At 45.7% G+C, this 22,119-nt stretch carries 18 protein-coding genes and 1 pseudogene; 11 read left to right on the top strand and 8 right to left on the bottom strand.

Annotated elements, in window-relative coordinates; translation table 11 throughout:
- Window positions 1–213: 213 nt before the first annotated feature.
- From ACU8YC_RS04990 to ugd, 10 genes and pseudogenes are all read left to right on the top strand, one after another.
- Window positions 214–1,467 (top strand): oligosaccharide flippase family protein, encoded by a 1,254-nt coding sequence (locus ACU8YC_RS04990; RefSeq protein WP_423390418.1) that lies wholly within the window; start codon window positions 214–216, stop codon window positions 1,465–1,467.
- Window positions 1,457–2,830: an O-antigen polysaccharide polymerase Wzy gene (gene wzy / locus ACU8YC_RS04985; RefSeq protein WP_210904601.1), complete on the top strand. Its 1,374-nt coding sequence runs from the start codon at window positions 1,457–1,459 to the stop codon at window positions 2,828–2,830. The genes ACU8YC_RS04990 and wzy overlap by 11 nt, the downstream gene beginning before the upstream one ends.
- Window positions 2,811–3,668 carry a glycosyltransferase family 2 protein gene (locus ACU8YC_RS04980; RefSeq protein ID WP_210904602.1) on the top strand — a complete coding sequence of 286 codons (858 nt, stop codon included), beginning with the start codon at window positions 2,811–2,813 and terminating at the stop codon, window positions 3,666–3,668. The genes wzy and ACU8YC_RS04980 overlap by 20 nt, the downstream gene beginning before the upstream one ends.
- Window positions 3,668–4,699 (top strand): glycosyltransferase family 4 protein, encoded by a 1,032-nt coding sequence (locus ACU8YC_RS04975; protein WP_446895072.1) that lies wholly within the window; start codon window positions 3,668–3,670, stop codon window positions 4,697–4,699. Before ACU8YC_RS04980 ends, ACU8YC_RS04975 begins: the two co-directional genes overlap by 1 nt.
- Window positions 4,689–5,825, top strand: coding sequence for a glycosyltransferase family 4 protein (locus tag ACU8YC_RS04970; RefSeq protein ID WP_210904604.1), 1,137 nt, complete (start codon window positions 4,689–4,691; stop codon window positions 5,823–5,825). The genes ACU8YC_RS04975 and ACU8YC_RS04970 overlap by 11 nt, the downstream gene beginning before the upstream one ends.
- Window positions 5,826–5,887: 62 nt before the next feature.
- A pseudogene (gene galE / locus ACU8YC_RS04965) lies at window positions 5,888–6,869 on the top strand (UDP-glucose 4-epimerase GalE).
- 860 nt (window positions 6,870–7,729) lie between these two features.
- Complete coding sequence (gene cpsB / locus ACU8YC_RS04960; protein ID WP_423390422.1) at window positions 7,730–9,154, top strand: mannose-1-phosphate guanyltransferase; 1,425 nt, start codon at window positions 7,730–7,732, stop codon at window positions 9,152–9,154.
- Window positions 9,155–9,172: 18 nt separating this feature from the next.
- On the top strand, window positions 9,173–10,543 hold the full coding sequence (gene cpsG, locus ACU8YC_RS04955; protein WP_210904606.1) for a phosphomannomutase CpsG: 1,371 nt from the start codon (window positions 9,173–9,175) through the stop codon (window positions 10,541–10,543).
- A gap of 170 nt (window positions 10,544–10,713) precedes the next feature.
- Complete coding sequence (gene gndA / locus ACU8YC_RS04950) at window positions 10,714–12,120, top strand: NADP-dependent phosphogluconate dehydrogenase (protein WP_048224404.1); 1,407 nt, start codon at window positions 10,714–10,716, stop codon at window positions 12,118–12,120.
- 198 nt (window positions 12,121–12,318) lie between these two features.
- Window positions 12,319–13,485, top strand: a complete 1,167-nt coding sequence (gene ugd / locus ACU8YC_RS04945; protein ID WP_151219744.1) for a UDP-glucose 6-dehydrogenase — start codon at window positions 12,319–12,321, stop codon at window positions 13,483–13,485.
- 59 nt (window positions 13,486–13,544) lie between these two features.
- On the opposite strand, the gene ACU8YC_RS04940 is transcribed toward ugd, so the two are convergent.
- Window positions 13,545–14,549, bottom strand: a complete 1,005-nt coding sequence (locus ACU8YC_RS04940; RefSeq protein ID WP_446895071.1) for an NAD-dependent epimerase — start codon at window positions 14,547–14,549, stop codon at window positions 13,545–13,547.
- 395 nt (window positions 14,550–14,944) lie between these two features.
- Here ACU8YC_RS04940 and wzzB point away from each other — a divergent pair, with 395 nt between their 5' ends.
- Window positions 14,945–15,928, top strand: coding sequence for an LPS O-antigen chain length determinant protein WzzB (gene wzzB, locus ACU8YC_RS04935; RefSeq protein ID WP_151219742.1), 984 nt, complete (start codon window positions 14,945–14,947; stop codon window positions 15,926–15,928).
- A 53-nt stretch (window positions 15,929–15,981) separates the two neighbouring features.
- Here wzzB and hisIE read toward each other — a convergent pair whose 3' ends face one another.
- The 7 genes from hisIE to hisD are packed head-to-tail and all read right to left on the bottom strand — an operon-like array spanning window position 15,982 to window position 22,116.
- Window positions 15,982–16,593, bottom strand: a complete 612-nt coding sequence (hisIE, locus tag ACU8YC_RS04930; RefSeq protein ID WP_410743581.1) for a bifunctional phosphoribosyl-AMP cyclohydrolase/phosphoribosyl-ATP diphosphatase HisIE — start codon at window positions 16,591–16,593, stop codon at window positions 15,982–15,984.
- The gene (hisF, locus tag ACU8YC_RS04925) at window positions 16,587–17,363 is read right to left on the bottom strand and encodes an imidazole glycerol phosphate synthase subunit HisF (RefSeq protein ID WP_210904611.1); all 777 of its coding nucleotides are present in this window, start codon (window positions 17,361–17,363) and stop codon (window positions 16,587–16,589) included. Before hisF ends, hisIE begins: the two co-directional genes overlap by 7 nt.
- On the bottom strand, window positions 17,345–18,082 hold the full coding sequence (gene hisA, locus ACU8YC_RS04920; protein WP_446895070.1) for a 1-(5-phosphoribosyl)-5-[(5-phosphoribosylamino)methylideneamino]imidazole-4-carboxamide isomerase: 738 nt from the start codon (window positions 18,080–18,082) through the stop codon (window positions 17,345–17,347). Before hisA ends, hisF begins: the two co-directional genes overlap by 19 nt.
- Entirely contained in the window at window positions 18,082–18,672 is a 591-nt protein-coding gene (gene hisH / locus ACU8YC_RS04915; protein ID WP_210904612.1) for an imidazole glycerol phosphate synthase subunit HisH, read from the bottom strand. Before hisH ends, hisA begins: the two co-directional genes overlap by 1 nt.
- A complete protein-coding gene (gene hisB / locus ACU8YC_RS04910; RefSeq protein WP_446895069.1) occupies window positions 18,672–19,739 on the bottom strand; it encodes a bifunctional histidinol-phosphatase/imidazoleglycerol-phosphate dehydratase HisB in 1,068 nt (355 codons plus the stop codon). Before hisB ends, hisH begins: the two co-directional genes overlap by 1 nt.
- Window positions 19,736–20,815 (bottom strand): histidinol-phosphate transaminase, encoded by a 1,080-nt coding sequence (hisC, locus tag ACU8YC_RS04905; protein WP_151219738.1) that lies wholly within the window; start codon window positions 20,813–20,815, stop codon window positions 19,736–19,738. The genes hisB and hisC overlap by 4 nt, the downstream gene beginning before the upstream one ends.
- Window positions 20,812–22,116: a histidinol dehydrogenase gene (gene hisD / locus ACU8YC_RS04900; RefSeq protein WP_187252211.1), complete on the bottom strand. Its 1,305-nt coding sequence runs from the start codon at window positions 22,114–22,116 to the stop codon at window positions 20,812–20,814. Before hisD ends, hisC begins: the two co-directional genes overlap by 4 nt.
- Between the last annotated feature and the right edge of the window lie 3 nt (window positions 22,117–22,119).

Raw genomic sequence — 22,119 nt, 5'->3', positions numbered from 1 at the left:
AAGATTTTTATTGCAGGATGTGTTACGCTGTTTTGTAGAAAAATGTATAACAGGCTACAAGCAGTAGTACATCAGCGATGAGTTTTGAGGCCCAAATGCCATTGCATTGATTATTCGCCTAGGGCATAAATTTGCTTTAATGTATTTAGAAGTAAAAAAATTGCTAGGTTTATCATTAATTCTTTTCTGGAATTAAAAACGCAGGATAAAAAATTGTCTAGTTTTGCCAATAAAAAGAAAATGATCAAAGATGTATTCTTGGGTCTATATATTTTACAATTGTTTAACTATGTTGCTCCTGTGATCATTATCCCTATAATTATTAGCCACATTGGGTTGGATAAATATGGTGAGCTAATATACATTACAGCTATATATCAAGTGGTTTCATTATTCGTTGATTTTGGATTTACCTATACATCGCCAGTGGCTGCAGCTCGATATCGCAATAATAAAGAAGAATTACATATATACCATACGACAATAATATTTCTGAAAAGCATATTGTTTATTTTTGCTTTGGTTACAGTAAGTTTGTTATCGTTGTTGAATTTTATACAATCTTCACCTATTTATATTGCATCAGTATTTTTATGTGCGATAGGGAACGTATTTACTCCTTTATGGCTATTTCAGGGGTTAGGAGACTTTAAATTCCTATCATCATGCCAAATAATTACACGTGTATTATTATTTTTCTCGCTTTTAATTTATTTAATATGTGACGGAAAGAATTTATTCATTATTAGCCTGTTGCAGAATGGGAGTTTGCTCCTTTGTTATTTTTATGTCAGGAAAAGAACTTTTCCGATCAATATTAGACAGCTTGAACATAAACAATGCCTTTCAGAAATTAAGCTAGCAGGAAACGTTTTCGTTGGTGTGTTAGGAACAATTAGCTATGGTAGCTTAATACCTATATTAATTGGGAATTATTGTGGACATGTCAGTTTAGGTATTTATTCGATAGTACAAAAGCTTACTGCTGCTTGCCAAAGCTTAATTGTTCCTGTCTCTCAGTACATGCTCTCAGAGGTTTCGAAGCAACATACAACAAGCGAAACTGAATTCACTTCAAAAATTAAGCAAAGCCTGGTGATTCATTTAACAATAAGTTCAATAGCCTGTGTTTGTTATCTTCTATTTGGACAGGTTACAGCCCGGATCATTGGTAATGTGAATGTTTCTTTTACAATAATTGCGATATCTTCCGTAATAACGATATTCTCATCTCTTAATAATGTACTTGGCGTACAGTTTTTAATACCAACAGATAACGTTAGATTGCTTAGAACCGCTAACATTATGTCCGGTATTGTTGTTGTCTCAATATCATGGTTTATGATTAATAATTACAATGTGCTCGGTGGAGTCGCATTGAATCTTCTGGGTGAGTTATTGGTGTTTATATTTTTAGCCTGCGTTGCGAAACGAAAATGGAAAGGAGATAGCAACAGTGCAATTTAAGCGAACACCACTCTTGGTTGTGTATGTTAGCCTTCTGGTAATACTTGTAGTTTCATTTTTAGTTGACGATAATGTGGCTAGATCGACTTATATTTTGGTTGTTGCTACTATAACAGTCTTCATTGTATCCTTTTTATGTAATAAAGTTACTTCCCCTGCCAGTCTCCTGATTATATCTTCGTTTGTTTTTTTAGGATGTAGGCCATTCCTGTCAGTTTTTACCAACTATGATTTTCGTATTGCGGATTGGTTTATCACTGGTTACATGGACGATAATGTTGCATATGCTAATTATGCCATCTCACTAATGTATTTCGGATATATTATAGCATTAGTTATTAGTAAGAACACTCGGGCCTGTCATGTCTCTGAGTGTGGAGGGCGATATTCTGCACCTTCTTTAAAGTTCCTGTTTATACTTTTCATTCTGGGTTCAGTAGGAATGGTCTTGAAGGGGCTTTATTTCTTCTACTATATAGAATCAAATAGTTATGTTGGTATCTATCAGAATAATATAAGTGTACCGCTTGGTTATAATTTTCTTTCTAGCCTGTTCTACTACTCTTTTTTCCTGATCTGTGCCTTCTTTAAGAAATTCAGAGTCAGGAAAACTTTTCTTCTGGTGGCAGTTATTATAGCTGCCTTTAGTTCACTAAAGGGAAGTAGGGGGGAATTTATAACATTTTTGCTGACAGTAATCTGCATTTATTACAACGATATTCAAATTAGAAATAAAAAGCTCATTGCAAAGATGCTGATTGTCTTCTTGATAGTTTTCGCTTTGAGTGAGTTCATTTCTATGTGGCGGTCTGGTGGTAGTTTTATCGCCTTGCTGGAGGGAAATAACCCAATAGTGGATTTTTTATATGGAATGGGAGTGTCTTACATCACAGTTTTCCAGAGTGTAAAACTTCACATGGTTGATGGCATATCCAATATTTCATATTTATTTAGTCAGATTATCATAACGGTGACATCTATTCTTGGTATTGGAGTGGAGCTGCCCTCAATTAGTTATAGCAATCTGGCATCTGCCACAGCTAATCCAGAACTATATAGTGAAGGATATGGGTTAGGTGGGAGCTATCTTTCTGAATCATTGTTGGCAATGGGGCTTATTGGATGTCTAATAATGCCCTTACTTGTACTGCTGCTATTGAATAGTTCTGAAAAGTTTACAAAAGAAAACCCACTGATATACTTTGTTTATTTTAGTATTTTACCACCAATATTCTTTATTCCCAGAGAAACATTGTTATACTTCTTCCCTTATTTGCTGAAAAGTATATTTGTTGCATTCTTTATAGTTTTATACTCAAATTACAAAACTAGAGTGTCAGGATATGATCAAAAAAAATGTTAGTGTGATAATACCTAGTTATAATCGTGCACATTTATTGTGTAAAATTTTACCAGGGTACTTTCAGGAAGAAGTACAGGAAGTCATTGTTATCAATGATTGCTCGACTGATAATACTCGTGAAGTGCTATTGGAAATGCAATATAAATTCCCAAATTTGATTGTGCTTGAAAACGACACAAATAAGAAACAAACTTTTTCAAAGAACCGCGGATTAGATATTGCGAAAGGGGAATATATTTTCTTTGGTGATGATGACTCATTTTTGCAGGAGGGAACAATTGCAAGAATGTTAGACACAAAGAAAAAAACGAACGCAGATATTGTTGGTGCCAGAATTCTTTACATGAATAATAATGAGACTGAGTTTACACAATGTATTGCGCGGCATAAACGCGAAGGCAGATTTGTAAGTGACCTAAGTAAAATGGAATTTAGCTTTACTGCTGAATTAGAGAGCCCGGTGGAGTGTTTTTATGCGCAAGCACTCATACTTGTCAGACGCGAACTTATTGGCAATTCACGTTTTAGCGAAATTTATACCGGAAATTGTTATCGGGAAGAAACAGATTTCATGTTAAGTTTGTATTTGCAGAAATATAAATTTGTTTATGATTCCCAGGCACTATTAATTAATTTACCTCCACAACAGGCTACTGGAGGTGCAAGAACAGCTAACAAACTTAAATATCATTATGAGAGTGTAATAAATAATTATCGGTTCTTAAAAAAATTTAATCAACAAATTAATGAAGTTACCAACGATAACCACACGATATTGTATCGCCAGCTTTATTTTATTTACTCAAAGTTATCCTCATTCTCAAGGAAGTTTCTTTAATGATTATTTATATAGCTGCATTTAATGGTGATGGTGGTCAGGGAGGTGTGGAGCGAGTAGTTTCACAACAAAAAAGAGTGCTGCAGAAGTTAAATCATACAGTAATTCTTGCTGATAAAAATTATTTTCGTTTGACAAGGGTTGTGATTAATAAAAAAATTCTGGTCCTACTGTATCCTCTCTTAACATCATTTTATTTCTTTTTTAAAAAGATCTTCGGCCATAAATTTACCGTAATATCGCATGGATATTCATCGCCATTTTACAGCAATGATCTGTTAATAGCACATGGTAATATGAAATGTTACTCACAGACAATAATGAAAAGAAATCTTCGGTTATTATCTGGCAGCGGGGTCATAGCTTTCTATGAAAGATGTGCCGGAAGATTTTCGAAAAAAATTTGGGCGGTATCCAGAAGAGTAAAAAGAGAATGGAAGGAATATTATGGCGTAGATACTAGTAAAATTGATGTAGTTAGAAACTATATCAATTTAAATAAATTTACCGAAGATGAAGTGACTATTCAGCGGTACATTACCTTTGTAGGACGGCTTGAAAAAGGAAAGGGCGTTGCCGAACTCATTGATATCTGCAGTGCACATCCTGAATTTCAGTTTAATCTGGTGTCGAGTATACCTCCGCCAGAAGAGTTAACTGTCTTAAATAACGTTACATTTAGTATTGGTGTTCCTTATGAGTCGATGCCACAAGTTTTTAAAGAGGCTAAATTATTAATTTTACCTTCAATGTATGAGGGTTTTGAGCTTGTTACAGTTGAAGCACTATGTTGTGGCACACCTGTAGTAGGATACGATGTCGGGGCTATAAGTGAACTGTATTCAGACAGGCATCCAGGTGTTTTCATGGTTGAAAACAAAGACGAACTTATTTCTAAGATTGGCCATATAATGAATCAGTCGGATGTTAATTATTTTAAATTAAGGCGAGATATTTACGAGCAACGAAATGTTTTCTCTGAAAATCACTACGAAGATATAATGAAAAAGGCTTTTGAAAATGGCTGTTGAAAAATTCTGTCTGATATCAATAAATTCTTACAATGAATTAACAGGTGGTGGATTATACTTGCGTACGCTGGTTGCCTTTCTTAAAAAACAAAAGTTAGAGCTTACACTCATCGATAAAAAAAATGCAGTGAAAAACTTTACGCCTACCTTTAAGGAGCATTTTTCTTGTTCTAAAGGTCGTATGCAAGATGTAATCTCAAGATTTTTTCTTCTGCCATCCTTTTATATGGTTCATCTCTTTTCCATTATTCGCATATGCCGTCTAAATGATATTATAGGCTTGCATAACTCACGGCTTGGTATAATCTGCTGTTTATTAAAGTTTCTTTTCCCAAAAAAGAAATTCATTTTGTTTACTGATAATTTTGAATATCATCTCTTACAGCAGAAAAAGACAACCATAAGCACAGCTTTCGAAAGAATTCTTGTAAAGCTAAATGAAAAACTTGGCCTACAGTTTGCGGATCTAGTAACATATATTACTCAACATGACAAAAAAGAGATTGAACGCTTTTATCGGCTGAAAAATGTAAAGAGCTTAATTATACCTGTGGTTTTTGAAAAACAAGAAAATAATGGTTTCAAGTCGGTGGAATTCTTAGTTAAACTTGAATTATTAAAATGTGACCCTAGACGTAAGTTCATTTTTACTGCATCATTTGACTTTTTCCCTAATGTACAAGCTGCAAAAGTAGTATTGGATACAGCCACAAATAACAAGGACTTCATTTTTGTGCTTGCTGGGCGAAAATTGTCTTCATTGGGACTTAAAGTGCCTGATAATATTTATATGTTTGAAGATTTAACTAGCGCGGAAATGTCATCACTTTTATCTTCTTGTGACATTTTTTATTCTCCTTTGACCTTGGGGAGTGGAATGAAGACAAAGGTTGCTGAGGCTATATCTTACGGGTTACATATTTATGGCAGCAGGCACACGATGATCGGATATGAAGATATAATAGATAATAAAGAGTGTGTATCGTTAATTAACGATGTTGCTGAGCCTTTACCAAATAATGTCACTAATAATGTTTTTGATAAGGCAGTCATTCAATTAATACACGAAAAATATTACTCTTCCGAGCGATTTTCTGGAAATGAATTAAAAATTTTATCTGCGTAGCACATTTATATTTTTCACAAAGAGGCCACATGAATATTTTAGTTATCAGTGGTGCAGGTTAGATTGGATCACATACAGTTGTTGAAGTATTAAATACTGGCCACTCAGTTATTGTTTTGGATGATTTTAGCAATTCTTCTCCGAAGTGCTTGAAGAAAATTAAAAACATTACTAATAAAGAATTTTCGCATGTTGTTGGTGACGTTGGTAGCGGGCCAATATTTGATACTGTATTTAAAAATGAAAATTTGATGCTGTAATCCATTTTGCTGGATTTAAATAAGTTTCAGAATCACAACATCAGCCAATCAAATATTATAAAAATAATGTCTGTGCTAATCTAACTTTGTTAGAAAAAATGAAGCAATTCGACGTGCGTAAGTTTATATTTAGTTCTTCCGCAACCGTTCATGGCCAACTTGAAAGTGTGCCATTATCGGAAAACTCCAAAATTGGTGGTACAACAAATCCCTACGGAACCTCAAAATTATTTGTGGAGAAAATTTTAGAAGACTTAAATCATACTAAATACTTTGACATAGTTTGCCTACGTTTTTTTAATTCAGTCTACGCTCATTCTCGCGGGTTGATTGGTGAATGCCCAGTAGGTGTTCCAAACAATCTGGTCCTATTTTTACTGGATGTTGCGAGCGGCGTCCTCCAGGATCTACATATATTTGGCTATGATTATCCTACACATGATGGAACTGGCGTCAGAGATTATATACATGTAGTAGATCTTGCCAAAGGTCATTTAGCTGCTATTGATTACTTGTCCACGAATCCTGGATATCATTTTTTCAATTTAGGTACAGGGATAGGATATTCAGTGCTGGATCTCATTACTGCCTTTGAAAACAAACTGGGATAATAATTAATAAAGTTTTTTCAGACAGGCGACAAGGTGATATTGCTTCATACTGGGCTGATGCAGAACAAGCAAATAAGCTATTAAATTGGAAGGCTGAAAAAGATCTCCCCACAATGTTACATGACTCATGGGATTGGAAACAAAAGTTCCCATACGGATTTGAAGATGTATGATTTATCCCACAGTGTTTTATTGATGTAATGAAAATATGTTTCCCTCTTAATTTTTGGTTTCATTTGTACAGTGAATGGTTTACATTTATAAGAGTCTATCCCAATAGGAATTTCGACTAGATAGCAAGCACATATAAAAATCATAATTCCAACAAGGATATTGTTGAATTTATTTTTAAGAGAAACTCCGGTAAAATAATTTAAAAGAGCTACTGGTATGCACGTTACTGTAGGGGATTACAATCGCTTGCTGATTTATATATTACTATTAGCAATATATAAATCAGCAAAGGTTCTGATACATGTTGCCAACTTTTTATCGAGCGGAAAATCGATTTGTCGCGTATTTACTAGCTGCGTGAATTGATGAAAACTGACTGATTCAGCATCTAGTTGTACTTGAAAAATTCCTCTGAATTAACAAAAGAGTTTAATTTGATACTCAACATCAAGAAAATATTTATCGATAGTTGTAAATACAGTTGATTGTTACAGTAATATACCCATATGTCTATAGTGAATGATGTTAATGAAATTTCTAAAGAGTTATGTTAGTATATATCATGTGAGACATGTTGAGAGTGTTTAATATAATATTACTGAGTGAATGGCTTCAGTAAAACCTGCACTAATTCAAGCATCGGTTTCGAGGGCATGAGATCAAAGAAGGCATACAGATAATAATTGTAACCACCATATATGGCTGTGAAGGACGGTTAATAGATTGGTTAACGATCAAGATTATTACTCTGTTTTCGCTAACCATACATGTGAGTTTGTTATGTCGAGTTTCTCCTGGAAATTACGACAATCAACATTTATGAACGCTAAAGAAGACGAGTTTTATGCGGAAAAATAATATGATTTTACCAATCATTATGGCCGGTGGAACCGGTAGCCGTTTATGGCCACTCTCTCGTGTACTCTTTCCAAAGCAGTTCCTTTGCCTGGATGGAGAGTTGACGATGTTACAGGCGACAATTCATCGCCTGAAAGGGATTGACTGTGATAATCCTGTAGTGATTTGCAATGAACAACACCGCTTCATAGTCGCTGAACAATTGCGTCAGATGGATAAACTGACGAAAAATATTATTCTGGAGCCGGTTGGTCGCAACACTGCTCCGGCGATTGCGTTGGCGGCGTTAGCTGCAGCTCGGACTGGGCCTGACGATCACTCCCTGATGCTGGTTTTAGCTGCCGACCATGTTATTCAGGACGAAGAAGCCTTTCGTGCTGCAGTGCGCAAAGCTTTACCTCATGCGCAGAATGGAAAGCTTGTAACCTTCGGCATTGTTCCAAATAAACCTGAAACGGGTTATGGCTACATTCGCCGAGGAGATGCCAGTAGCAGTGTTGATACTACTGGTGCATTCAAGGTAGCTCAGTTTGTTGAGAAGCCAAATATGGAAAAGGCTGAAACATACGTGGCTAGTGGCGAATACTACTGGAACAGCGGTATGTTCTTATTCCGCGCCGATCGCTATATAGAAGAATTACAGAAGTTCCGTCCCGATATCTTAGCCGCGTGCGAAAATGCTATGAGCGTAGTCGATCCAGATCTTGATTTTATTCGGGTTGATGAAGAAGCATTTCTGGCTTGTCCTGATGAATCAATTGATTATGCAGTTATGGAACAGACTTCTGACGCTGTGGTTGTACCTATGGATGCTGGCTGGAGCGATGTAGGTTCTTGGTCCTCTTTGTGGGATATCAGTCCCAAGTCGCCGGAAGGAAATGTGATTACTGGTGATGTACTTTCTCATAACACTGAAAACAGTTTTCTGTATTCCGAATCAGGCTTGTTGGCTACAGTCGGCGTGAAGGATTTAGTTGTGGTTCATACTAAAGATGCGGTGCTGATTGCCGATCGTAACTCTGTTCAGGATGTCAAAAAAATTGTCGAATCCATTAAAACTGATGGCCGGCATGAACATCATACCCACCGCGAAGTATATCGTCCTTGGGGGAAGTACGATTCCATCGATACCGGTGAACGTTACCAAGTGAAACGGCTGACGGTTAAACCTGGCGAAGGGATCTCTTTGCAGATGCATCATCACCGCGCTGAGCATTGGATAATCGTTGCGGGAACTGCACAGGTTACGATTAATGACCAGATTCGCTTGTTGGGCGAAAATGAGTCCGTTTATATTCCCGTCGGTGCGAAACACTGTCTTGAAAATCCTGGAAAGATCCCGCTTGAATTGATTGAAGTTCGCTCAGGCTCCTATCTTGGAGAGGACGATATTGTGCGTTTGGCAGACCGGTATGGTCGAGCTTGAGGGTAGCATAAGGTCATTATGGAAAAGTTAACCTGTTTTAAAGCCTACGATATTCGCGGCCGTTTGGGCGATGAGCTTAACGAAGACATCGCCTGGCGTATTGGCCGGGCCTATGGCGAATACCTGAAACCGAAAACCATCGTCCTTGGCGGCGACGTGCGTCTTACCAGTGAAGCGCTGAAGATGGCACTGGCGAAGGGCCTGCGCGACGCGGGCGTTGATGTGTTGGATATCGGACTCTCCGGTACGGAAGAGATTTATTTCGCCACCTTCCACCTCGGCGTAGACGGCGGTATTGAAGTGACTGCCAGTCACAACCCAATGGATTACAACGGCATGAAGCTCGTGCGCCAAGGTGCTCGCCCGATAAGCGGCGATACTGGGCTGCGTGATGTTCAGCGTCTGGCGGAAACCAATGACTTCCCTTTGGTGGAAGCGTCGCAGCGCGGCGGTTATCAGAAAATCGACCTGCGCGAGGCGTATCTCGACCATCTGCTTGGCTATATCGACGTGAAAAACCTCAGACCGCTGAAGTTGGTTATCAATTCCGGTAACGGTGCGGCGGGCCCGGTGGTGGATGCGCTGGAAGCGCGCTTTAAGGCGTTGAACATACCGATAACCTTCATCAAAGTGCACAACACACCCGACGGTAATTTTCCCAACGGTATTCCAAACCCATTGCTGCCGGAGTGCAGGGCCGACACTCGCAATGCGGTCATTGAACACGATGCCGACATGGGGATTGCCTTCGACGGTGATTTCGACCGCTGCTTCCTGTTCGATGAAACCGGGCAGTTCATCGAGGGCTACTACATCGTCGGCCTGCTGGCGGAGGCGTTCCTAAAGCGCAACCCGGGGGCGAAAATTATTCATGACCCGCGTTTATCGTGGAACACCGTGGACGTGGTGAGCGCCGCAGGCGGCACGCCGGTGATGTCGAAAACCGGTCATGCCTTCATCAAGGAGCGCATGCGTCAGGAAGATGCAATTTACGGTGGCGAGATGAGCGCCCATCACTACTTCCGCGATTTTGCTTACTGCGACAGCGGGATGATTCCGTGGCTGCTGGTGACCGAACTGCTGTGCCTGCGCGGTAAAACGCTGGGGGAACTGGTGTGTGACCGCATGGCAGCCTTCCCGGCGAGCGGCGAAATCAACAGCAAGCTTGCCGAACCCGAGACGGCCATCGCCCGGGTGGCAGAACACTTTGCCAGCCACGCGCTGGAGGTCGACAACACCGATGGTATCAGCATGGCCTGGGCCGACTGGCGCTTTAACCTGCGTTCGTCGAATACCGAGCCGGTGGTGCGCCTGAACGTGGAATCACGCGGTAACCCGGCGCTGATGGAAGCTCGCACCCAAGAAATACTTGAACTGTTGCGAAAATAGAAATCTATGGGTTACTGTTCAGGAAAGATTCTTTTGACTGCCTAATTTTCCAATCAGTGTGACATAGCGCAGCAAATGCTATTCATCTCATCTATTCCTGAGTTAACATCCATACCATATTTCAAGCCGCGCATGCCTTGCGCGGTGACCACACCTGACAGGAGTATGTAATGTCCAAGCAACAGATCGGCGTCGTCGGTATGGCAGTGATGGGGCGCAACCTGGCGCTCAACATCGAAAGCCGTGGTTATACCGTCTCCATCTTCAACCGCTCACGCGAAAAAACTGAAGAAGTTGTTGCCGAGAACCCGGGTAAGAAACTGGTACCTTATTACACGGTAAAAGAGTTCGTCGAGTCTCTTGAAACCCCACGTCGTATCCTGTTAATGGTGAAAGCGGGCGCTGGCACCGATGCTGCCATCGATTCCCTGAAACCGTATCTGGATAAAGGCGACATCATCATTGATGGCGGTAATACCTTCTTCCAGGATACCATTCGTCGTAACCGCGAACTGTCTGCTGAAGGCTTCAACTTCATCGGTACCGGTGTTTCCGGCGGTGAAGAGGGCGCCCTGAAAGGCCCATCCATCATGCCTGGTGGCCAGAAAGAAGCCTACGAACTGGTTGCACCTATCCTGACTAAGATTGCTGCGGTTGCTGAAGATGGCGAACCGTGCGTGACCTATATCGGTGCGGATGGTGCAGGTCACTATGTGAAGATGGTGCACAACGGTATCGAATACGGCGATATGCAACTGATTGCTGAAGCCTATTCTCTGCTGAAAGGCGGCCTGAACCTGTCTAACGAAGAGCTGGCAACCACCTTCACCGAGTGGAACGAAGGTGAGCTGAGCAGCTACCTGATCGACATCACCAAAGATATCTTCACCAAAAAAGATGAAGACGGTAAATACCTTGTTGATGTGATCTTGGACGAAGCGGCGAACAAAGGCACCGGTAAATGGACCAGCCAGAGCTCTCTGGATCTGGGCGAACCGCTGTCGCTGATCACCGAGTCCGTCTTCGCGCGCTACATCTCTTCTCTGAAAGACCAGCGCGTGGCGGCATCTAAAGTTCTCTCGGGCCCGCAGGCTAAACTGGCTGGTGATAAAGCAGAGTTCGTTGAGAAAGTCCGTCGCGCACTGTATCTGGGTAAAATCGTCTCCTACGCGCAGGGCTTCTCTCAGCTGCGTGCTGCATCTGACGAATACAACTGGGATCTGAACTACGGTGAAATCGCGAAGATCTTCCGCGCGGGTTGCATCATTCGTGCGCAGTTCCTGCAGAAAATCACCGACGCCTATGCTGAAAACAAAGGTATCGCCAACCTGCTGCTGGCACCGTACTTCAAAAATATCGCTGATGAGTATCAGCAAGCGCTGCGTGACGTTGTGGCTTACGCTGTGCAGAACGGTATTCCGGTGCCGACCTTCTCCGCTGCAGTGGCGTACTACGACAGCTACCGTTCTGCGGTGCTGCCAGCTAACCTGATCCAGGCACAGCGTGACTACTTCGGCGCGCATACGTATAAACGTACCGATAAAGAAGGTGTGTTCCACACCGAATGGCTGGATTAATCTGATTTATCCCTGCTGTAAATCCAGGCCCGGAGCGTTCCTCCGGGCTTTTTTATTGCCAAAAAATGGGATTCAGCCAGGTCTGATAGCCGGTGTTGTGGCAAATCACGATATACTGACGACATGCTGAGCCGATACGCCACAATGCTGGCGGTCTGTTTACCCTCAAATGTTTAACCGGAAGAAGTTACAGAGCGAATGAAGATAACTATCTCAGGAACAGGTTACGTAGGTTTGTCGAACGGTATTCTGATTGCCCAGCACCACGAAGTGGTCGCGCTGGATATTGTTCCGGCGAAAGTTGAGATGCTGAATCAGAAGAAATCACCGATTGTTGACAAAGAGATTGAAGAGTATCTGGCGACGAAGCAACTGAATTTCCGCGCCACGACAGATAAGCATGATGCCTACCGCGATGCGGATTACGTTATCATCGCGACACCTACTGATTACGATCCTAAGACTAACTATTTTAACACCTCGAGCGTCGAGTCAGTGATCCGCGATGTGGTCGAAATCAACCCAAATGCGGTAATGGTCATCAAGTCTACCATCCCGGTCGGTTTTACAAATTCGATTAAAGAACAGTTGGGCATCGACAATATCTTCTTCTCGCCGGAGTTTCTGCGTGAAGGCCGCGCGCTGTACGACAATTTGCATCCGTCCCGTATCGTCATTGGTGAACGTTCCGAGCGCGCGGAGCGTTTTGCAGCATTGCTGCAGGAGGGGGCGGTGAAAAAGGACATTCCGACGCTGTTCACCGACTCAACTGAAGCCGAAGCCATCAAGCTTTTCGCTAATACTTATCTGGCGTTACGCGTGGCCTACTTTAACGAATTGGATAGCTATGCTGAAAGTCTTGGTCTGAACTCCCGACAGATCATTGAAGGTGTGTGTCTGGATCCGCGAATTGGTAATCATTACAACAACCCGTCATTTGGCTACGGTGGCTATTGCCTGCCGAAAGATACGAAGCAGTTGCTGGCTAACTATGCGTCTGTGCCGAACAACATTATTGGCGCGATCGTTGATGCTAACCGCACGCGCAAAGATTTTATTGCCGATTCTATCCTTGCGCGCAAACCTAAAGTGGTTGGCGTGTATCGTTTGATCATGAAAAGTGGTTCCGATAATTTCCGGGCATCCTCTATTCAGGGAATCATGAAGCGTATTAAAGCCAAGGGTGTGCCCGTTATTATTTATGAACCTGTGATGGAGGAAGATGAGTTTTTCCACTCTCGGGTCGTTCGTGATCTTCATACGTTCAAAAATGAGGCAGATATTATTATTTCTAACCGCATGACGTCAGAATTATCTGATGTTGCCGAAAAAGTGTATACACGCGATCTTTTTGGTAGCGATTAATCTCACTCTTCATATAAAAGGCCTTATTAAAGGCCTTTTTATTCTAAATTGGTCCGTAATTAAACTTTGTAGAAATCACGGTACCAGTCAACAAAGTTCCTCACCCCATCTTTGACTGACGTTTCAGGTTTAAAACCAATAACATCATACAGTGCTTTAGTATCTGCGCTGGTTTCCAGTACATCTCCAGGCTGAAGCGGTAGCATGTTTTTCTTCGCTTCAATACCCAGAGCATCTTCCAAAGCCTGGATATAGTCCATTAGCTCAACCGGTGAACTATTGCCGATATTGTAGACGCGATACGGCGCGGAGCTGGTTGCCGGGGAACCGCTTTCGACAGTCCACTTCCCATTGGGCTCAGGAATAACATCCTGCAGGCGAATGATTGCTTCTGCGATATCATCAATATAGGTGAAATCGCGCTTCATTTTGCCGTAGTTATAGACGTCAATACTTTTCCCTTCCAGCATCGCTTTGGTGAATTTGAATAACGCCATATCCGGACGCCCCCAAGGGCCGTACACGGTAAAGAAGCGCAGCCCGGTTGTAGGCAATCCGTACAGGTGGGAGTAAGTATGAGCCATCAGTTCGTTGGCTTTTTTGGTTGCCGCATACAGGGATACGGGGTGATCAACGGAATCCTCCGTTGAGAAAGGCATTTTCCGATTCAGGCCGTATACCGAACTGGAGGATGCATAGAGTAAATGTTGAATTTTATTATGACGACAGCCTTCCAGTATGTTGAGAAAGCCTGTGAGATTTGCGTCAGCGTATGCATGCGGGTTTTCGAGTGAATAGCGCACGCCCGCCTGGGCAGCAAGATGAATCACACGTTCAAAATGCTCTGAGGCGAAGAGTGCAGCCATGCTGTCCCGGTCGACTAAATCAATCTTATGAAAATGGAAACCGGGATGTACCAGTAACGCCAGACGAGCCTGCTTAAGGTTGACGTCGTAGTAATCGTTCAGATTATCAATCCCGACTACTTGATGGCCTGCCTCAAGGAGGCGCTTGCTAACGTGGAAGCCGATGAAACCAGCGGCACCCGTAACCAGGTATTTCATGTTCGTTCCTCTTATCGGCTAAAGGGTAGCCAGGCACCAGCAGGTGCTACCAGGAGTGAAATGATACCGTTAGATGGCAAAAAAGCTAATCGTTATCTTTTTTCACGCTTGCCAATTTAACGGGTTAGCTATTATGTATTCATGTCGTGAATTTTATGTGCGAAAGCGTTGGACATAGTCCTGACCAATATTTAGCCCGTTGAACGGTTTTTTGTTCAGAGTGGGAACCCGGAGTATTGACACTCTTAATAAATTACTTCTTCTTTTTCAGTAATGATTAAAATACCAATTAAAATCACTTAAATAATCTGTCTTTTTAATCAATAATCCTATGGCATTACGCCTAATTATGACTAAACTAATCCCAGTTTTAGCTTTCCTCATTTAGGATATCTATGTCTGTGAGTGATAACAACGTATCCGGGCGCAGTAACGATCCGGAACAGATTGATCTGATTGATTTATTGATACAGCTGTGGCGTGGGAAATTGACGATTATTGTTGCTATCGTTATTGCTATTGCCTGTGCTGTCGGTTATTTAGCGGTTGCTAAGGAGAAATGGACCTCTACAGCAATTATCACTCAACCGGATGTTGGACAGATTGCCACGTATAACAACGCACTCAACGTGTTGTATGGTGTCAGCGCCCCTAAGGTTACTGAGTTACAGTCAAATGTGATTGGCCGTTTTAGCACGTCATTTTCTGCATTGGCGGAAACGCTGGATAATCAGGAAAAGCCTGAAAAACTGTCGATTGAGCAGTCCGTCAAAGGGCAACCATTGCCGTTGGCTGTCTCTTATGTTGGCGCTTCCCCAGAAGAAGCTCAGCGCCAGCTGGCTGAATACATTCAACAAACAGATGAAAAGGTTGCCAAAGAACTAGAACTTGACCTGGTTGATAACATCAAATTGCAAACAACTACGCTTCAGGATTCCTTGAAAACTCAGGAAGTGGTTGCTCAGGAGCAAAAAGATTTGCGTATCAAGCAAATCCAGGAAGCGCTGCGGTATGCACTGCAGGCGGGTGTGACTAAGCCGCAAATTCAGCAAACTCAGGATGTGACGCAGGATAGTATGTTTCTGTTGGGGAGTGATGCTCTGAAATCAATGATTGACCACGAATCTACACGTCCGTTGATATTATCTGACAATTATTTCCAGACAAAACAAAAACTGTTGGATATTGAAAGCCTTAAGCTTGATGGGGCTGAGTTACACGCCTACCGCTACGTGATGAAACCAACGTTACCGGTTCGTCGTGACAGTCCGAAAAAAGCGATTACCCTGGTGCTGGCGGTTCTGCTCGGCGGGATGATTGGGGCTGGCGTGGTGCTGGGGCGAAATGCGCTGCGCAGCTACAAAGGCAAAGCAGAGTAAGCGCTCATCTCCATAAAAAAACCGGGCTTGCCCGGTTTTTTTACATCCACAAATTACTGATGTCTTTTGCGTAAATTCTCAATCACCGTTGTCAGGTCAAGGTCCTGATCCTGCAGCAGCACCAGCAGGTGATACATCAGATCAGAGGCTTCATTTGTCAGCTCGAAGCGGTCGTTTACGGTCGCTGCCAGTGCGGTTTCTACGCCTTCTTCGCCGACTTTCTGCGCAATGCGTTTGGTACCGCTGGCATACAACTTCGCAGTGTAAGAACTTGCCGGATCTGCGGTTTTACGTTCGGCAAGCAGTTGCTCCAGTTGATACAGGAACAGCCACTGGTGGCTGGCATCGCCAAAGCAACTTGACGTCCCTTTATGGCAGGTCGGGCCAATCGGATTAACCAGGACGAGCAGAGTGTCATTGTCGCAGTCAGGCGCAATGCTCACCACATTCAGGAAGTGACCTGAGGTCTCTCCTTTGGTCCACAGGCGCTGCTTGGTCCGCGAGAAAAAGGTCACTTTGCCACTTTCGAGCGTTTTTTCCAGCGCTTCCGGGTTCATATAACCCAGCATCAGCACTTCGCCGGAAACCGCATGCTGCACTACTACCGGCATCAGCCCGTCGGTTTTTTCCCAGTCCAGCTCGCGGCATTGTTGCTTCGTTAACATATCCTGATCTCCACGCCCTGTGTTGCCAGGTACGCTTTTAATTCGCCAATATTGATAATTTGTTTGTGGAAGACGGAGGCGGCAAGCGCGCCGTCAACGTCGGCATCCCGGAAAGCTTCAAGGAAGTGTTCCATGGTGCCCGCGCCGCCAGAGGCAATCAACGGTACGTGGCACACATTGCGCACTTTTTTCAGTTGCTCCAGGTCGTAGCCGTTGCGTACGCCGTCCTGATTCATCATGTTCAGGACGATTTCACCCGCGCCGCGCTTCTGTACTTCCTGCACCCAGTCCAGCGTTTCCCATTGCGTGACGCGGGTACGGCTTTCATCTCCGGTATACTGATTAACGTGATATTTGCCGGTTTCGGCGTCATACCACGTATCAATGCCTACCACGATACACTGCACGCCAAAGCGGTCAGCCAGACGAGTGATAAGCTCCGGTTCGGCCAGCGCCGGGGAGTTGATGGAGATTTTATCCGCCCCGAAGGAGAGGATGCGCGCCGCATCGTCGATGGACTTAATCCCGCCGGCAACGCAGAACGGAATATCGATCACTTCCGCCACGCGTGATACCCAGCTTTTATCCACTACACGACCATCGCTGGAGGCGGTGATATCGTAAAACACCAGTTCATCAGCACCTTCATCCGCATAGCGTTTTGCCAGCGGGACAATGTCGCCAATAATCTCATGATTGCGGAACTGTACGCCTTTTACGACCTGCCCATCACGGACGTCCAGGCAAGGAATTATGCGTTTTGCCAGCATTGGATGGCCTCCTCAACGGTGAACTTACCTTCCAGCAGCGCGCGTCCGACGATCACGCCGCGTACGCCGGTTCCGCGCAGGGCGGCTACGTCATCAATGCCACCAATACCGCCAGATGACTGAAACGCCACCTGTGGATATTTGGCACACACTTCTTCATAAAGCGCGACGTTTGAGCCAGCCAGCGTACCGTCACGGGAAATATCGGTGCACAGCACGTGTTTCAGGCCGACGGGTAAATAGGTCTCAACCAGTTCTTCCAGAGAAATCCCGGAATCCTCCTGCCAGCCGCTGACTGCTACCTGTTTATTACCGCGCTCGTCAATTCGAACGTCCAGCGCCAGCACCAGCGCGTCGGCGCCAAAACGGGAAAACCAGCTCTTGACGACTTCGGGAGATTTTACCGCCGTCGAACCCACCACTACGCGCGCGACGCCAGCGTCAAGCAGCGCTTCAACATCCGCTTCGGTACGTACGCCGCCGCCAACCTGCACCGGAACGTTGACACCAGCGACCAGCGTTTTAATCAGCGGGATCTGGCGCTGCGCAGGGTCTTTTGCACCGGTTAAATCAACAAGATGCAGTACCTCAGCACCCTGGGCGGCGTAATCCTGCAAACGGGGGAGAGGATCGTTGCCGTAATCACGTTGCGTTGAGTAATCGCCCTGATGAAGACGCACTACCGTGCCGTCGATTAAATCTAATGCCGGAATAATCATTACATCTCCAGAAAGTTTTTCAGCAACTGCGCTCCAGCCGCGCCCGAACGTTCAGGGTGGAACTGCACGCCAAAGAAATTGTCCTTTTGTACTGCCGCGGTAAACGGCTCGCCGTAATGACACTGGGCGATGGTCCACGGGTTCACCGGCATAGCATAGCTGTGTACAAAGTAGAAATACGCACCATCTTCAATGCCCTGGAACAGACGATTTCCCGCCTGAGGATAGACGCGATTCCAGCCCATATGCGGCAGCGGCAGACCGAAATCGGTCATCTTCGGGACGTCCTCCTCAATAATGCCCAGCAGGGATACGCCGTTACTCTCTTCGCTGCGACGGCCAAGCAGTTGCATGCCTAAGCAGATCCCCAGCACCGGTTGCGTACAGGCTTTGATCAGCTCAATCAGTTCACGCTCGTGCAACTGGTCCATCGCCGCCTGGGCGGTACCGACGCCTGGCAGAAACAGCTTATCGGCTCGCAGCACCACGTCAGGGTCGCGGCTGACAACCGGGTCGTATCCATGGCGCGCGACGGCGGATTTTACTGAGTGCAGGTTGGCGCAGCCGGTATCAAGGATCACTACGTCCATTACAGCACTCCTTTTGAGGAGGGCAGTGTGTCGCCTTCGACGCGAATCGCCTGACGCAACGTACGACCAAAGGCTTTAAACAGACTTTCCACTCTGTGGTGGTCATTTTTCCCTTTGGTTTTCAGGTGCAAGGTGACGCCCATGGTGTAAGAGAGTGAACGGAAGAAGTGGTCGATCATCTCTGTACTCAGATCGCCAACGCGCTGATAGGTAAACTCTGCGCGATATTCCAGGTGCGGACGCCCGGAGATATCCAGTGCGCAACGTGCCAGGCACTCGTCCATCGGCAGCACAAAACCAAAACGGTTGATACCGCGTTTATCGCCTAATGCCAGTTTTAAGGCTTCACCCAGCGCCAGACCGGTATCTTCTACGGTGTGGTGATCGTCAATATACAGATCGCCCTTAACGGCTATCTCCATGCGAAAACCGCCGTGGGTGGCGATTTGATCCAGCATATGGTCAAAGAATCCCACGCCTGTGTTGATTTTGCTTTGACCTTCGCGGTCCAGCCAGACTTTGACGTCAATCTGCGTTTCTTTGGTATTACGCTCAACGTGCGCGTAGCGGTCACGTTTGGTCAACTGCTCGCCGATCATCGCCCAGTTCAGGGTATCGGGGTGATAGCGTAATCCGCGAATGCCCATGTTTTCGGCGAGCTGAATATCGGTCGCCCGGTCGCCAATCACATAGCTGTTTGCGACGTCCATAGCTTGCTCAACCAGATACTGCTCGACCAGCTTCACTTTTGGCTTACGGCAATCGCACTCGTCCGCTGGCAGGTGCGGACAGATAAGCACCTCATCAAATGCGACGCCCTGAGAGGTGAATATTTGCATCATCAGGTTATGCGGACCGTCAAAATCGGCCTGCGGGAAACTTTGCGTGCCAAGCCCATCCTGGTTCGTAATCATTACCAGCTTAAAGCCGGCTTTTTGCAGCTTGAGTAAAACGGGAACGACGCCAGGCTCGAAGGCGAGCTTGTCAAAGCGATCGACCTGAAAGTCACTTGGCGGTTCGGAAATCAGGGTTCCATCACGGTCAATAAAAAGATACTTCTGGCTCATACTTGCTCCGCACGTAAAGCGTCAATGACGCGCTGGCTCTCTTCACGGGTTCCGACAGTTATTCGCAGGCAGCCGCTTAACGAAGGTTGTTTATTCTGATCTCGTAAGATAATGCCCTGATCCCACAAAGATTTAAATACGCTGCTTGAGGCAGTGAAGCGCGCCAGAACATAGTTGGTTTCAGACTCGAAAACCTGCTCTACACAGCGAATTGTTTTCAGGTTTTCCACCAGGTACTGACGTTCTTCCAGGATCTGTTCTACGCGTTGGCGCATGGCGGAAATCCCCTGCGGCGTCAGTGCCTGGGCGGCGATATCCGCTACTGGCGTAGAGAGCGGGTAGGGGGCAATCACCTTTAACAACAGATTGATAACCTCTTCATTCGCCAGCGTAAACCCACAGCGTAAACCGGCGAGCGCAAACGCTTTGGACAGGGTTCGCAGTACCACCAGATGTGGATACTCAGCCAGCCATCCTGCCAGCGTGGCCTGCGGACAAAATTCAATATAGGCTTCATCAGCGACCACAATGGCTTTTCCCTGCGCCATTTCGAGCAGTGAACGCAGATCCTGTGGGTTAATCAGCTGACCCGTTGGGTTATTGGGGCTGCATACGTAGACCACCTTCACGCCATCAAGCTTGTCCGCGATGCCTTGCAAATCCAGTTGCCAGTTATCAAGGGTCGGAACGGTGCGGCATTCAACACCAATCGTTTCAGCGCTGACGCTGTACATGCCGTAAGTCGGCGGACAGTAGAGAATGGCATCTTTACCGGGTTCGCAAAACGCGCGTACCAACAGTTCGATCCCTTCATCTGCACCGCGGCTGACCAACACCTGTTCCGGTTTGACGCCGGCATACTGCGCGTAATTCTCAATTACAGCTTTCGGTTGACATTCCGGATATCGGTTTAGTGTCTGCTGAGTGAGCCGGAACTCAACGGCGGTTGGGTATTCATTGGCGTTGAGCCAGACGTCGCCGTTACCGCCAAGACGACGGGCAGACTGATAGGGCGTTAACTCGCGAACATTCTTTCGGGCTAAATCAGTGACGCTGAGAAAGTTGTCAGTACTCATGCTTGCTCCTTCAGGGCGTTAACGCGCAGGGTAACGGCATTTTTGTGGGCTGTCAGGCGCTCAGCAGCGGCCAGTGTTTCAATAGTTGAGGCCAGGGCAGAGAAACCTTGAGGGGTTAATTCCTGCACGGTCATCCGTTTCTGGAAATCTGCCAGCCCCAGGCTTGAGCAGGTTGCGGTATAGCCGTAGGTCGGTAAAACGTGGTTGGTGCCGGAAGCATAGTCGCCTGCAGATTCTGGCGACCAGTCGCCGAGGAACACCGAACCGGCGCTGGTGATATCATCAACCAGTTCACGCGCGTTACGGGTCTGAATAATCAGGTGCTCCGGACCGTAGGCGTTAGAAATGGCCACGCACTGTTCAAGATCTTTGGCGATAATCAGTCGGCTGGCGGCGAGCGCCTGACGTGCGGTGTCGGCGCGGGAAAGCTCAGCCAGCTGGCGTTCAACGGCTTCGGCAACACCTTCGGCAAGCGTCGCGTCGGGCGTCAGCAAGATCACTTGTGAGTCGGGGCCGTGTTCAGCCTGAGAAAGCAGGTCGGAGGCGACAAAATCCGGCGTCGCGCCGCTGTCAGCGATAACCAGCACTTCGGACGGGCCAGCAGGCATGTCGATGGCCGCGCCGTCAAGACGTTGGCTGACCTGGCGTTTGGCTTCGGTCACATACGCATTGCCCGGCCCAAAGATTTTATCGACCTTAGGAATGGATTCGGTACCCAGCGCCAGCGCGGCAACGGCCTGCGCACCGCCGACGTTAAATACCTCTTTTACGCCACACAGCTGCGCGGCATAAAGGATTTCATCGGCAATCGGCGGCGGCGAGCACAGCACTACTTTTTTGCAGCCCGCGATGCGCGCCGGGGTTGCCAGCATCAGCACCGTAGAAAACAGCGGCGCAGAACCGCCGGGAATATACAGACCCACGGAGGCGATGGGACGAGTCACCTGCTGGCAGCGAACGCCAGGCTGAGTTTCGATATCCACCGGCGGCAGGATCTGCGCGGTGTGGAAGGCATCAATATTACGCACCGCCGCTTGCATGGCTTGCTTCAGTTCGTCGCTCAGGCGATTGCTGGCCTGCTGAATTTCTTCCTCGGTGACGCGTAGCGCGCCGACCTCGGTTTTATCAAACTTCGCGCTGTATTCTCGCAGTGCCTGGTCGCCGTTGTTTTTGACGTTTTCAAGGATCTCGGCCACCGTGCGGCTGATGCTGTCAGAGGCGGAAATCGCCGGACGCATCAGCAGCTCTCGTTGCTGCTCGGGGCTACAGCTATTCCAGTCAATCAGGGTATTGAAGCTCATGGC

This window comes from Citrobacter sp. VF227 (assembly GCF_052950715.1).
This window is presented reverse-complemented; position numbering and strand designations above follow the sequence as displayed.